The organism is Actinomadura sp. NPDC049382 (genome assembly GCF_040677125.1).
Classification (GTDB): domain Bacteria; phylum Actinomycetota; class Actinomycetes; order Streptosporangiales; family Streptosporangiaceae; genus Spirillospora; species Spirillospora geliboluensis.
Genome location: NZ_JBFARO010000185.1, coordinates 1 through 12,290, shown reverse-complemented (window position 1 = coordinate 12,290; position 12,290 = coordinate 1). Strand labels below are relative to the sequence as shown.

12 protein-coding genes are annotated in these 12,290 nt (G+C 74.9%); 7 read left to right on the top strand and 5 right to left on the bottom strand.

What is annotated here, in order from left to right; all coding sequences use genetic code 11:
* Positions 1–15: 15 nt before the first annotated feature.
* On the bottom strand, positions 16–624 hold the full coding sequence (locus AB0K34_RS43865; protein ID WP_364554439.1) for a hypothetical protein: 609 nt from the start codon (positions 622–624) through the stop codon (positions 16–18).
* A 190-nt stretch (positions 625–814) separates the two neighbouring features.
* On the opposite strand from AB0K34_RS43865, the gene AB0K34_RS43860 reads away from it, so the two are divergent.
* A complete protein-coding gene (locus tag AB0K34_RS43860) occupies positions 815–1,312 on the top strand; it encodes a WYL domain-containing protein (protein WP_301177586.1) in 498 nt (165 codons plus the stop codon).
* A gap of 82 nt (positions 1,313–1,394) precedes the next feature.
* On the opposite strand, the gene AB0K34_RS43855 is transcribed toward AB0K34_RS43860, so the two are convergent.
* Positions 1,395–2,525 carry a glutamate--cysteine ligase gene (locus tag AB0K34_RS43855; protein ID WP_240807487.1) on the bottom strand — a complete coding sequence of 377 codons (1,131 nt, stop codon included), beginning with the start codon at positions 2,523–2,525 and terminating at the stop codon, positions 1,395–1,397.
* A gap of 119 nt (positions 2,526–2,644) precedes the next feature.
* Here AB0K34_RS43855 and AB0K34_RS43850 point away from each other — a divergent pair, with 119 nt between their 5' ends.
* Positions 2,645–3,640 (top strand): hypothetical protein, encoded by a 996-nt coding sequence (locus AB0K34_RS43850; protein ID WP_364554438.1) that lies wholly within the window; start codon positions 2,645–2,647, stop codon positions 3,638–3,640.
* On the opposite strand, the gene AB0K34_RS43845 is transcribed toward AB0K34_RS43850, so the two are convergent.
* Entirely contained in the window at positions 3,615–4,409 is a 795-nt protein-coding gene (locus tag AB0K34_RS43845; protein WP_138636203.1) for an alpha/beta hydrolase, read from the bottom strand. The two genes, AB0K34_RS43850 and AB0K34_RS43845, sit on opposite strands and share 26 nt — an antisense overlap.
* Positions 4,410–4,471: 62 nt before the next feature.
* Positions 4,472–6,088: a PucR family transcriptional regulator ligand-binding domain-containing protein gene (locus tag AB0K34_RS43840; RefSeq protein ID WP_138636204.1), complete on the bottom strand. Its 1,617-nt coding sequence runs from the start codon at positions 6,086–6,088 to the stop codon at positions 4,472–4,474.
* Positions 6,089–6,231: 143 nt separating this feature from the next.
* On the opposite strand from AB0K34_RS43840, the gene AB0K34_RS43835 reads away from it, so the two are divergent.
* The 4 genes from AB0K34_RS43835 (at position 6,232) to AB0K34_RS43820 (ending at position 11,392) form a co-directional block, all read left to right on the top strand.
* Positions 6,232–7,539, top strand: coding sequence for an aspartate aminotransferase family protein (locus AB0K34_RS43835; RefSeq protein ID WP_138636205.1), 1,308 nt, complete (start codon positions 6,232–6,234; stop codon positions 7,537–7,539).
* On the top strand, positions 7,536–9,038 hold the full coding sequence (locus tag AB0K34_RS43830) for a CoA-acylating methylmalonate-semialdehyde dehydrogenase (RefSeq protein ID WP_138636206.1): 1,503 nt from the start codon (positions 7,536–7,538) through the stop codon (positions 9,036–9,038). The genes AB0K34_RS43835 and AB0K34_RS43830 overlap by 4 nt, the downstream gene beginning before the upstream one ends.
* Positions 9,039–9,273: 235 nt before the next feature.
* Positions 9,274–9,645, top strand: a complete 372-nt coding sequence (locus AB0K34_RS43825; RefSeq protein WP_138636207.1) for a hypothetical protein — start codon at positions 9,274–9,276, stop codon at positions 9,643–9,645.
* 547 nt (positions 9,646–10,192) lie between these two features.
* On the top strand, positions 10,193–11,392 hold the full coding sequence (locus AB0K34_RS43820; RefSeq protein ID WP_240807489.1) for an ABC transporter substrate-binding protein: 1,200 nt from the start codon (positions 10,193–10,195) through the stop codon (positions 11,390–11,392).
* A 31-nt stretch (positions 11,393–11,423) separates the two neighbouring features.
* Here AB0K34_RS43820 and AB0K34_RS43815 read toward each other — a convergent pair whose 3' ends face one another.
* A complete protein-coding gene (locus tag AB0K34_RS43815; RefSeq protein WP_138636209.1) occupies positions 11,424–11,810 on the bottom strand; it encodes a hypothetical protein in 387 nt (128 codons plus the stop codon).
* Between the two features lie 251 nt (positions 11,811–12,061).
* Here AB0K34_RS43815 and AB0K34_RS43810 point away from each other — a divergent pair.
* The coding region (locus tag AB0K34_RS43810; RefSeq protein WP_364554437.1) for a hypothetical protein at positions 12,062–12,290 on the top strand (229 nt) is incomplete at its 3' end.

Here is a 12,290-nt window from a genome sequence, read left to right as displayed (position 1 = left end):
CCGCCATCTGGCGCATCATCTTCTGCGCGTCGAAGAACCGGGTGACGAGGCTGTTGACCTCGCCGACGGTGACGCCCGAGCCCTTGGCGATGCGGCGCCGCGCCGCTCCGCCTCGACCTCGGCGAGCCGGGACAGCAGCGTCGACCAGACCGTGTCGAGCGCGGCCACCGACCGCGCGATCTCCTCGTACAGCGCCGTCATCCGGTCGACCGCGGCCCGCAGCGTGAGCCGCTCGCCGGACGGGACGGCCAGCAGCGTCCGCCGCTCCAGCGGGACCTCGCGGACCGGCAACTCCACCGACGCGCCGGTGAGCAGACGGGTCAGCTCCGCGAGCTGCGCCTGCCCCGGCCGCCCGTGGCGGGCCCTCAGCTCCTCGGCCGCGTCGACGGCGCGCCCGTACAGGTCGAACAGCGTCCACAGGGACGCCGCGCGGGACTGGACGTCCGCCTGCACGCGCCGCGTCTCCCCGGTCAGGGCGGCGCCCTCCAGCAGCTGGTACCCCTGGTGGGCCTCCAGTTCGAGCAGCGCCGCGCCGATCCGCTCGCGCTCGTCCCGGAGCCGTGCCAGCGTCCGGTCGACCTCCTCGCGGCTCAGTGGGGGGCCGGTCACGCGCGCGTCACTCAACGCCGCTCCGCGGTTGAACCATGTTCGCCCCCGATTCCCCCGAATAGAGCACGTTGTGGAGCCTCAGTTTTCCGCATGCACGGCCGCCTTCTCAACCGGGCGGCGATCTTCGCTGCCGGTGCGTCACGCGACGCGATCCGGCCGTGCCCGAAGGCTCCACAATGTCAGTGTTCGAACGTATGATCGAACCATGGTGAACGTTGCGACGCACCCCCAGACCGCGCCCACCGCGCCGGCCCCGCTCACCGCGGCCGAGATCGCCGCCCTCGCGCTGTCCCTCGCGCACCTCGGCACCGGCCCGCAGGCCACGACCGCGCGCCGGGCCCTGCACACCCTCCTCGACGCCACCCCCCACGACGACGTCGTCACCACCACCCTCGCCACCCTCACCGCGCCCCTGGACGCCTCCACCTCCGACCGTGCCCGGGTGATCGCCGCCGCCGTCACCGACCACCGCGTCGTCCGGCTCTGCTACGGCGACGCGGGCGCCAACGTCACGATCCGCGAGGTCGAGCCCGTCACCTGCCTGGTCCACCGCGACCACTGGTACCTCGTCGGCTGGTGCCGGATGCGGCGCGGCGTCCGCGCCTTCCGCTTCGACCGGATCCTCGCCGTCGAGTCCACCGGCCTGCGCGCCCGCCCCCGCCGGGCCGACCGCTACCTGCCCTTCCAGCGCAGGGCGTCCTGACCCCCGGGCGGCGGGTCCGCGACCTCCCCCTGCTGCGCACCCGCCGCCCGGTTCCCGCCCCGGTCAGACGGCCACGGTGCGGTCAGACGGTCACGGTGCGGTCCGCGGCGGCCGCCACCACGGCGGGGACGTCGTGGGTGCGGGTGTGGACGTCGCGCTGGAAGCGGGCGCCGTTGCCGCGTTCCAGCAGGCTGGGCAGCAGCCGGGTGACGGCGCCGAGGTCGCCGGCGCGGTCCAGGGCCGGGGCCACGTGGTCGAGCAGGGCGTCCACGACGGCGGTGGCGGGGGCCGCGCGGCCGGTGCACGGGTGGACGAGGTCGGCCCGCAGGCCCGACCGCCCGGCCCGCCACATCGCGAGGCGCATCAGGTCGGCCCGCACCGGGGCGGGCGGCTCGCCGCGGCGCCAGGCGCGGGCGGCGGTGTCGACCAGCGCCCGGACGAACGCGGCGATCAGCACGGCGTCGTCGGCGTCCAGGCACACGTCCGGCACCCGGACCTCCACGGTCGGGTAGTGCCGCGACAGCCGGGCGTCGAAGTAGACCATGCCCTCGTCGACGAGGGCGCCGGTGGCGAGCAGAGCGTCCACCGTGGCCCGGTACGCGGCGGCGGAGCCGAACAGCTCGGTGGGGCCGCTGGACGGCCACCGGCTCCACACCTGGTGCCGCCAGCTGTCGTAGCCGGTGTCGGTGCCCTGCCAGAACGGCGAGTTGCCGCTGAGCGCGAGCAGCGGGGGCAGCCACGGCCGGATCCGGTCCAGGACGGCGACGCCCTCCTCCGGGGAGTCGATGCCGACGTGCACGTGGCAGCCGCAGGTGAGCTGCTCGCCCGCGGCGGGCCCGTAGGCGTCCAGCATCCGCAGGTAGCGGTGCGACGGGGTGGGCGACGGCCGGACGCTGACCGGCGACGTGGCGAGGGCGGCGACGGCGACGCCGACCCCGGCCGCCGACTTGGCCGCCGCGAGCCGCGCCGTCCGCACGTGCTCGGACAGCTCGCCGAGCGAGGTGCAGACCGGCGTGGCGGTCTCCAGCTGCTCGCGCTGCAGCTCGGTCTCCAGCGACTTCGACCGCCGCCCGCCGGTGAGGAACAGCTCGTCGTGCCGCCGGGCGTAGCGGATGACGGAACCGGAGGCTGCCTGCGGCGCACCGCTCGCCGGGTCGACGAGGAGCAGCTCCTCCTCCACCCCGAACGTGCGCGGACCCGTGTGCACTGTCACCAGGATGTCCTTCCCGGGAGTGCAGGGTTGTACGTCCCCGGAGGCAATCCTCCTGGTCGGAGGTCCGTGCCTACAATGCGCCCCGCACTTGACCTGACGCTTGGTCGAAAGTTGGTGGTATGTCCTATCTCGTCGGCCAGTGGGGCCTCGGCGCCGTCGGCACGCGGACGCTCCGGGCCCTGATCGAGCACCCCGACCTCGAACTCGCCGGCGTCGTGTCGGACGATCCCCGCCATACCGGGATGGATGCCGCCGAACTGGCCGGAACTGGACGCTCCCTGGGGGTGCCGGTCACCGCCGACCCTGCCGGGCTCCTCGACCGCCGGCCCCGGGTCGTGTGCTTCACCGGCGGCTCCGCCGGCGACCTGTGCCGCGTGCTGGCGGCGGGCGCCGGCGTGGTCACGCACGTCCTGCCCGCCCTGGCGGACCCGCCGACCGCCGAACCCGCGCTGGTCCGGCGGCTCCGCGCGGCGTGCGCCACCGGCGGCGCCGCCGGCCTCGCCGTGGCGCCCGGCGCGGTGCACGACGTGCTGCCGCTGCTGCTCAGCGGCGGCTGCCGGCGGATCGAGTCGATCACGATCACCGAGTTCCGGGGCGCGGCCGGCCCGCGGGCCGGGTTCGGCGAGCCGATCGGGCGCCGCCCGCCGCTCGTGCGGCCGGGTGCGCCGGCCCGGCGCTGGGGCCCGGTGGTGCGGCTCCTCGCCCGGCACCTCGCCGTCCCGCTGGACGACCTGACCGAGACCTACGAGACCTGCCCGGCGCCCGAGGCGATCGACGTGCCGGGCGGGCGGATCGAGAAGGGCACCCTGGCCGGCCTGCGGTTCCAGGTGGCGGGGGTGCTGCGCGGCCGGACCGTGATCACGGTGGAGCGCGTGCTGCGGGCGCGCCCGGACCTCGCCCCGCACTGGCCCGCCCCGCCGCCCGGCGCGGCCCGCGGCCACCGCGTCGAGATCGCGGGCGAGCCCGCCGTGCGGCTGGACCTCGCCGGCGCCGACGGCCCCGACGCCACCGCGCTGCGCATGGTGAACGCCGTCCCGGCGGTCGCCGAGGCGCCGCCCGGCCTGCACACGCCGCTCACCCTGCCGCTGGTCACGGGGCGGCGGCTGCTCCGCTGAGCCAGCCGGCGAGCAGCGTCCCGGTCTCCTCCAGGCGGTCGACGTAGAGCATGTGCCCGGCGTCGATCTCGCTGATCGCGAGGCGCGGGCCGAGCGCGGTGCGGCAGTCCACCACGAACTCGGGGCGGACGAGGTCGGCCCGCGCCGCGATGACCAGGTGGGTGGGCATGTCCGGCGGCGGCGTCAGATGGGGCCGGGCCATCTCCGAGTACGCCGTCACCACCGCCGCCGGCTCGAACCGCCAGCGCAGCCGCCCGTCCGGGGTGGGTTCGAGGTGCTCGGCGACCTCCTCGTCCACGGCCTCGGGCGGCGACTCCGACCAGCGCGCCGCCCGGTAGGCGCGGGCGGCCGCGACGTCGCCGAACGACACCGGGGCCAGGTACCCGCGGGCCTGCCGCGCCGCCTCGTCCGGGGCCAGCCCGATCGCCGGGTCGAGCAGCAGCAGCCGCCGGACGCGGCGCGGCGCCGTCCGCGCCAGGTGCAGCGCGATCATCCCGCCGTAGGAGTGCCCGACGAGGTCGGCCCGCTCGACGCCCTCCGCGTCCAGCAGGGCCAAGACGTCCGCCACGTGCCGCTCGACCGTCCAGGGCGGCTCGTACGGCGACCGGCCGTGCCCGCGCAGGTCGGGCGCCAGGACGGACCGGTCGGCCAGGTACGCCTCCGCCGTCCGCCGCCACCGCGCCCCATGCCCCGTGACACCGTGCAGCAGCACGACGGGCGCTCCCGCCGGGTCTCCATATCGATGCACATGCAACGCCGCGTCCGTCATGGAGTGAAGCGTATGCGCGGGCGGGACGTCCCGGACGTCCTTCACCGGCCACGCGGCACCGGTCAGGGACGCTCCCACCGCACGGAGCTCAGCGCCAGCAGCGCGACGTGGAACGACACGCACGACTCCACGTCGTCGAGATCGGCGTCGAGGACCCGCTCGATGCGCCGCAGCCGCTCGTAGAAGGCGGGACGGGACAGATGGGCCTGCTGCGCCGCGACGGCCTTGTTGCGCCCCGATTCGAGGTACAGCTCCAGGATCCGGGTGAGGTCGCTGCCGCGCTGGGCGTCGTACTCCAGCAGCGGCCCGAGCTCGCGCTCGACGAACGTCTGGACGCGGGCGTCGTCGCGGAGCAGGTGCAGCAGGCCGCGCAGGCGCAGGTCGGGGAGCCGGTAGAACAGCCGGGCGCCGGAGCCCCGGGCGGCGACGCCGGCGACCTGCTCGGCCTCCAGGAACGAGCGGCGCACGTCGGCGATCGTCTCCACCACCGACCCGGCCGCCATCACCGTGTCCGCGGACCGCTTGCGGACACCGGTGGCGACCTCGGTGAGCGCGGTCTCCACGTCCGCGCGTGCGGGCAGCGAGGCGAGCACGCCGACGCGGGCGTGCGGGCCGCCCTCGTCCAGCACGCCGACCAGCGCGGCGAGCCGGGCGTCCCGGCAGGCCGCGGCGGCCGTCTCGGCGAGCGCGGACAGCTCCCCGACCGGCGGCGCGGGCGTGCCGGGGCCGCGGTGCCGGAGCACCACGCCGAGCAGCCGGCGGCCGGACAGCGGCACGCCGAGCGCGCGGGCGCGGGCGGCGGCCTCCTGCGGGTCGGAGTAGGCGTGCGCGAGGATCCGGGCGATGATCGTGCCGTGCGCCTGCCGCTCGACGCTCTCGGCGTGCCGGTCCAGCAGCCGGCCGAGTGCGAGTGTGGTGGCGGCCCGCTCGACCAGCACGGTGTCGCGCGGCGACGGCGGCGCGCCGAGGTCGATGATCAGCCGCCCCCAGTCCTCGCCGCGGGCGCCGACCATCGTGACCAGCCAGCCGGACACCGGGTCGTAGCCGGTGCGGCGGCCGGGCCGCACGGCCCGCGACCGGGTCTCCCACGCCGACAGCAGCTCGGCCGGGTCGGCGCCGCCGGCGTCGGCGGCGAGCACCTGGTGGGCGAGGTTCTCCAGCACGACCGGGTGCCCGCCGAGCGCGGCGACCTGCCGGACGACCTCCTCTGTGGAGGCGCCTTCGACCGACAGCTGGGTGAAGATCTCGTGCAGCCGCTCGGAGGCGCGCAGCTCGGCGAACTGCTCCCGGACGATCCGCGCGTGCACCGCCTCGGTGATGTCCACGAACGCGGGCTCGTGCGCGAGGACGATCACCGGGAGGCCGTGGTCCTCGGCGGCGGCGGTCAGCGCCGGGGGCAGCACGGTGGCGTAGCGCCGGCCCAGCTCGATCATCAGCCCGCTGACTCCGACCTCGGCGAGGTCGGCGATGTAGGCGCGCAGCCGCTCCGGCTCGTCCGGCAGCGCGATCCCGGTGGTGAGCACCAGCTCGCCGCCGTGCAGCAGGTGCGCGATGTCGGTGACCTCGGCGACGTGCACCCACCGGACGCGGTTGGTGGTGCGGTCCGCGCCCGCGACGACGCGCGGCTGGCCGCGGCGCACCGCGTCGAGCTGGAGGACGTCGTCGACGGTGGGCAGCATCGCCGCATGATATCCGGCACCCTGCCAGGGAAGATGATCACATCGTCCCCGGGTGCCGGCCGCCAGCAGACCGTTAACGGGAGGCGCCCGGTCCTGACACTCTGGGGGTGGCCCGGACGGTGCGGGCCGCCGAGACTTGTGCCATGTCGGAACACGCGAACCTGCTCCGGCGCCACAGGGCGGTCATGCCGTCCTGGATGGCGCTCAACTACACGGACCCCATCGAGATCGTCGGCGGCAAGGGCGCCCGCGTGACCGACGCCGAGGGGAACGGCTACCTCGACTTCTTCACCGGCATCCTCACGAACATGCTCGGCTACGACGTCCCCGAGGTGCGGGACGCGGTGGAGCGGCAGCTCGCCACCGGCGTCGTGCACACCTCCACCGCCTACCTGCTGCGCGGCCAGGTCGAGCTGGCCGAGAAGATCGCCCGGCTGTCCGGCATCCCGGACGCGAAGGTGTTCTTCGCCAACTCCGGGACGGAGGCCAACGAGACGGCGCTGCTGCTGGCCGCGTACGCGCGGCGCAGCGACCAGGTGCTGGCGATGCGGCAGAGCTACCACGGCCGGTCGTTCGCGGCGGCGGGCGTCACCGGCAACCGCGCCTGGCGGAACCTGTCGTTCTCGCCGCTGGACGTCCACTTCCTGCACGGCGCCGACCGGCACCTCCCGCAGTTCGCCGGCATGTCCGACGCGGAGTACATCGAGGCGTGCACGGCGGACCTGCGGCACGTCCTCGCGACCGCGACCGGCGGGGACGTCGCCGCGCTCATCGCCGAGCCGGTCCAGGGCGTCGGCGGGTTCACGATGCCGCCGGACGGCCTATTCGCCGCCTACAAGGGCGTCTTGGACGAGTACGGCATCCTGGTCGTCTCCGACGAGGTCCAGACCGGGTGGGGGCGGACGGGCGAGAGCTTCTGGGGCATCGGGAACCACGGCGTCACCCCGGACATGATGACGTTCGCCAAGGGCCTCGGGAACGGCTTCGCGGTCGGCGGCGTCGTCGCGCGCGGCGACCTCATGGACGGGCTGCCCGCGCTCGGCATCTCCACCTTCGGCGGCAACCCGATCTCGATGGCCGCGGCGAACGCGACGCTCGACTACCTCCTCGACCACGACCTCCAGGCCAACGCGGCGCGGCAGGGCGCGACGCTCATCGGCGGGCTGCGCGGCGCCGCCGGGCGGCTGCCGGTCGTCCGGGACGTGCGGGGCAAGGGCCTGATGTTCGCGGTCGAGCTGGCCGACCCGCGCACCGGCGAGCCGAGCCCGCCGCTCGCCGCCGCGCTGATGGAGGCGGCCCGCGTGCGGGGGCTGCTGATCGGCAAGGGCGGCCTGTACGGCAACGTGGTGCGCATGGCGCCGCCGATGACCCTGACCGATGCCGAGGCGGCCGAGGGCCTCGGCATCTTGATCGCGTCCCTGGAAGCCGTCAACGAGGAAGCCGCGTCATGACCGGCAAGCAGGTCACGCACTGGATCGGCGGCAAGCCGTTCGACGGGGAGTCCGCGCGGCGCGGCGAGATCTACGAGCCCGCGTCGGGACGCCTCGCCGGGACGGTCGACTTCGCCGGCCGGGACGAGGTCGACGCGGCCGTGGCCGCCGCAAAGGCGGCGTTCCCGGGCTGGCGGGACGCCTCGCTCTCCCAGCGCACCCGGGTGCTGTTCCGGTTCCGGGAGCTGGTCGCGGCGCACCGGGACGAGCTGGCCCGGCTGATCTCCGCCGAGCACGGCAAGGTGGTCTCGGACGCGGCGGGCGAGGTGGCCCGCGGCCTGGAGGTCGTGGAGTTCGCCTGCGGCATCCCGCACCTGCTCAAGGGCGGGTTCTCCGAGAACGTATCCACGCGGGTGGACGCGTACTCGATCCTGCAGCCGCTCGGCGTGGCCGCCGGGATCACCCCGTTCAACTTCCCGGCGATGGTGCCGATGTGGATGTTCCCGGTGGCGATCGCGTGCGGGAACACGTTCGTGCTGAAGCCGTCGGAGAAGGACCCGTCGGCGTCGGTCCGGCTGGCGGAGCTGTGGGCCGAGGCGGGCCTGCCGGACGGGGTGTTCAACGTCGTCCACGGCGACAAGGCCGCGGTGGACGGGCTGCTGCGCCATCCCGACGTCAAGGCGGTCAGCTTCGTCGGCTCCACCCCGATCGCCCGGTCCATCTACGCGACGGCCGCCGCGAACGGCAAGCGGGTGCAGGCGCTCGGCGGCGCGAAGAACCACATGCTGGTCCTGCCGGACGCCGACCTCGACCTCGCCGCCGACGCCGCCGTGTCCGCCGGGTTCGGGTCGGCGGGGGAGCGGTGCATGGCGATCTCCGTCGTGGTCGCCGTCGACCCGGTCGGCGACGAGCTGATGGCCAAGATCCGGGAGCGGGTCGCCGGGCTGAAGGTCGGTCCCGGTGACCACCCGGAGGCGGAGATGGGGCCGCTCGTCACGCGCGCGCACCGCGACAAGGTGGCGTCCTACCTGGACTCCGGTGTCGCGCAGGGCGCCGTCCTCGCGATCGACGGGCGCGACGCGGACGTCCTCGGCGGCGCGGGCGGCGGGTTCTGGCTCGGGCCGAGCGTCCTCGACCACGTCACCCCGGAGATGGACGCCTACAAGGACGAGATCTTCGGCCCGGTGCTGGCGGTCGTGCGGGCGGGCTCCTACGACGCGGCCATGGAGCTGATCTCCGCCAACCCGTACGGCAACGGCACGGCGATCTTCACCAACGACGGCGGGGCGGCGCGCCGCTTCCAGAACGAGGTGGAGGTCGGCATGGTCGGCGTGAACGTGCCGATCCCGGTGCCGATGGCGTACTACTCCTTCGGCGGCTGGAAGGACTCGCTGTTCGGCGACAGCCACGCCCACGGCATGGAGGGCGTGCACTTCTACACCCGCACGAAGGCCGTCACCGCGCGATGGCTCGATCCGTCCCATGGCGGAGTGAACCTCGGATTCCCCACCAACGGGTGACATATCGGACGTACGGCCGGCCGCCCCCGGGCGCCGGCCGTACGTCCGCGCAGGCCGGCGGCCGTTTGGGACTTTCCCACCGGCCGCCTCTCCCGTCGTTAATTTCCGCCGCGCCCGGCGGCATGAATAATGCCAACATCCGTTGACGCGCTCTGTGTCCGGCGACACAATCGCACTGACTCAATTAATTGAGCCGGAATTGAAAGTCAGGGTCAGCAGTCAAGGGAGTCGCGCCATGGCCGCAGGCGACCACGCAGCAGAGGTGGACGCGCTCGGACGGCGATTTCCGGGCTGGACCATTTGGTTCGGCCCGAGCACCGGGCACTGGTGGGCGCTGCCGCCCCGCGACCGCGACGTCGGCGACTTCCTGGAGGCCGACACCCCGCAGCGGCTCATCGCACGGATCGAGGTGGTCACCCGCGCCGCGCCGAGGCGGCCGCCGGCCCGCGGGCCGGCCCTCCAGCACGACGACGGCCCTCGGCGGCCGTCCCGCGACACCCGGCAGGACGTGCGGCGTCCCTCGAACCTCCTCCGTCTCGAGGGCGTCACACCGCCGCCGCCCGGCCGGGTACCGGTGATCGCGTGGCCGGGCAGCACCGCACGGTGATCCGCTGTTCCCCACCCACGCCGCGCGACGCCGGTGCCGCCGCGGCCCCGGTCCGGACGGCAGCCCGCGCCATACCCCTCTCCGGCAACCTCCGTGTATGGCGCGGACGCCAGCACCCGCCGTCCGCCGGGGCCCGGCGGTCCCCCCGCCGAGAGCCCGTCCGGAATGCCGCACATAATGGTGCGGCAATGGTCAGGTAGTTCTTACCGATAAGAAACCCCCGGGGCGCGTGCCCGAGTCGCGATCTTCGGTAATTTCCCGCTGCCCCGGCGTACACCGGCGGAAAATTAGGCGCGGACCGGCGATCGAATCGTGCGGACCCGCCGGGGCCGGACGGAATGGCGGCGCGGCCGGTCCGGCGGCGCCCGGATCCGGCGAGTGCGGGCCGTCCCGCCGAGCCGGAGGCGCTACGCTGCGCCGATGGGCCTCACGAGGGGGAGGGCCCAGGGCACGGATCGGGAGCGACATGCGGCGGACGGCCACGGCACGGGTCACGGCGGCACGGGCGAGGGTGGCACGGCCCGGGACGGCCCGCACGAAGGCCGCGGTGGCCCTGCTCGGAACCGCCGCCGTCGCCGCCGCGGGCCTCGCCGGCTGCAGTGACGACGGCCCGAAGGAGCCGGCCGGCGCCGCCAGGGTGGCGAGCACCCTGGGGCCGGGCGAGGGCATGCTCAACCTCGTCACGCTGCCCGGCTCCATCGAGAGCGGCCGCACCGACCCGCGCGTCGACTGGGTCACCCCCTTCCAGGAGCGCACCGGCTGCAAGGTCGGCCTGAAGGTCGCCGCCACGCCCGAGGAGATGGCCGGCCTCATGCGCGACAAGGACCGCCGGTACGACGGCGTCGCGGCGCCGCCCGAGGTCGCCGGGCAGTTGATCGCCGAGAACCAGGTCGCCCCCGTCAACACCGACCTGGTCGACGGCTACAAGAAGCTGGAGCCGAAGCTGCGCGGGCTGCTGGAGCGCGACGGCAAGCACTACGGCATCCCGTACGTGTGGGGCTCGAACCTGCTCATGTACGACACCCGGACCGTCCCGCCGCCGGCGAGCTGGGCCGCGGTCTTCGCCCCCGACGAGGCCCGCCGCTACTCCGGCCGGATCGTCATGCGCGACAGCCCGCTCGCCATCGCCGAGGCCGCGCTCTACCTCAAGGGCGCCGAGCGCAAGCTGAAGATCCGCGACCCGTACTCGCTGACGCCCCGGCAGCTCGCCGCCGCCGGCCGGGTGCTGGCGAAGCAGCGCCCGCACGTCGGGGAGTACTGGGAGATCCCGGCCGACGCGGTGAGCGCGTTCGCGGGCGGCCGCGCGGTGCTGGGCCAGGCGTGGCCCTACCAGGTGGACGTGCTGAACCGCGCGGGCCGGGCGGTCCGGGGCGTCATCCCGGCCGAGGGCGTGACCGGCTGGATGGACGCCTGGATGATCGGCGCCCGCGTCCAGCACCCGAACTGCATGTACCAGTGGCTGCAGTGGACGGCGTCCCCGGACGTGCAGCAGCAGGTCGCCGAGTGGACCGGCGTCGCCCCCGCCAACCCGCAGGCGTGCTCGGGCGACCGGCTCAGGTCCGGCTTCTGCGCCGCCTACCACGTCGGCGACCGGGACTACCTCGACGACATCCTCTTCGCGCACGCGCCGTCGAAGGCGTGCGGCGGCGAATCGGAGAAGAACGACTGCACCGACTACGCGGAGTGGCGCAGGACCTGGATCGAGGCGACGCGGCCGCAGGCCGCCAAGCCGCAGGCCAAGCCCTAGGCCGGCCCGTGGGCGCCCGCGGCCCGCGGCGCTAGGGGTCTCTCCGGCGCGCCCGGCCGCCCCCAGCCGGACGCGCCTGCGGGGTGGTCCCGGACTTCCCCCCGAACGCCCGGGTCACCCTTCTCCCTGGAGAGACCTCCACGACGACGGACGCGAGGCCCGCCGCCTTCGCCGGCGCCGGCTCCCCGACCGGCCGTCCGGCGTCCGTGCGCGGCTCCCGTGGGCCCCGCCGCGGGCGGGGTGCCGGCGGGGCGGGTGCGCAGTCGTCGCACGCGAACACCCCGGTCGAGTCCGGCAGGCGGCCGACGCGGACGCGCGGCCGGGGCCATTTCTTCCGGCAGACGACGCAGGCGTCGCCCAGGAGCTGGGCTGCGGTCAGCCCGTCCGGGTCGATCGTCGGCTCGCCTGTCTGGCCCATGTCCCATCCCCCTGGAGGGAGTCGCCTTCACGTGCCTTCCTTTATAGGCCGGGACGGGTGTTGCCACTGTTACCGAAGGTGAAAAGGGCGGCAAAGCCTGCCCGTGTCGCCCGCCCGCCGGAGATCGGGCGGGTTATGCGCGGCGCGGGCGGTCGCGACCCGTCCGACCAGGGCCTTTGCAGACCAGGGTTATGCGTCCGCGGGTCGGGTGCTTTGCTGTTGTTTGGCGCTCTTGTGAGTACAAAGGAGACATGTCGGCACGGAACGGCGCCGCTTCGCCCGTCCGGCCGCGCGGCCCCGGTACCGCACGGGAGCGTGCGGGGACGCTCGAGATCGCCATGCACGGCATCCCGCCGGTGGTCGCGGTGGGCGTGTCGGCCGCCGTGCTGCGCCGGTTGCGCACCGGCCGCGCCCGCGTGCTCGCGGGCGTCATGGGCCCGCTCGCCCTCGCCGTGGCCGCGCTGACCGTGGGGAGCGCCC

Excerpts from the sequence above, each read along its gene's own strand:
- AB0K34_RS43850 (WP_364554438.1), top strand. The coding sequence starts at position 2,645 with ATGTCCTATCTCGTCGGCCAGTGGGGCCTCGGCGCCGTCGGCACGCGG.
- AB0K34_RS43825 (WP_138636207.1), top strand. The coding sequence starts at position 9,274 with ATGGCCGCAGGCGACCACGCAGCAGAGGTGGACGCGCTCGGACGGCGA.
- AB0K34_RS43860 (WP_301177586.1), top strand. The coding sequence starts at position 815 with ATGGTGAACGTTGCGACGCACCCCCAGACCGCGCCCACCGCGCCGGCC.
- AB0K34_RS43830 (WP_138636206.1), top strand. The coding sequence starts at position 7,536 with ATGACCGGCAAGCAGGTCACGCACTGGATCGGCGGCAAGCCGTTCGAC.
- AB0K34_RS43815 (WP_138636209.1), bottom strand. The coding sequence starts at position 11,810 with ATGGGCCAGACAGGCGAGCCGACGATCGACCCGGACGGGCTGACCGCA.
- AB0K34_RS43845 (WP_138636203.1), bottom strand. The coding sequence starts at position 4,409 with ATGACGGACGCGGCGTTGCATGTGCATCGATATGGAGACCCGGCGGGA.
- AB0K34_RS43835 (WP_138636205.1), top strand. The coding sequence starts at position 6,232 with ATGTCGGAACACGCGAACCTGCTCCGGCGCCACAGGGCGGTCATGCCG.
- AB0K34_RS43840 (WP_138636204.1), bottom strand. The coding sequence starts at position 6,088 with ATGCTGCCCACCGTCGACGACGTCCTCCAGCTCGACGCGGTGCGCCGC.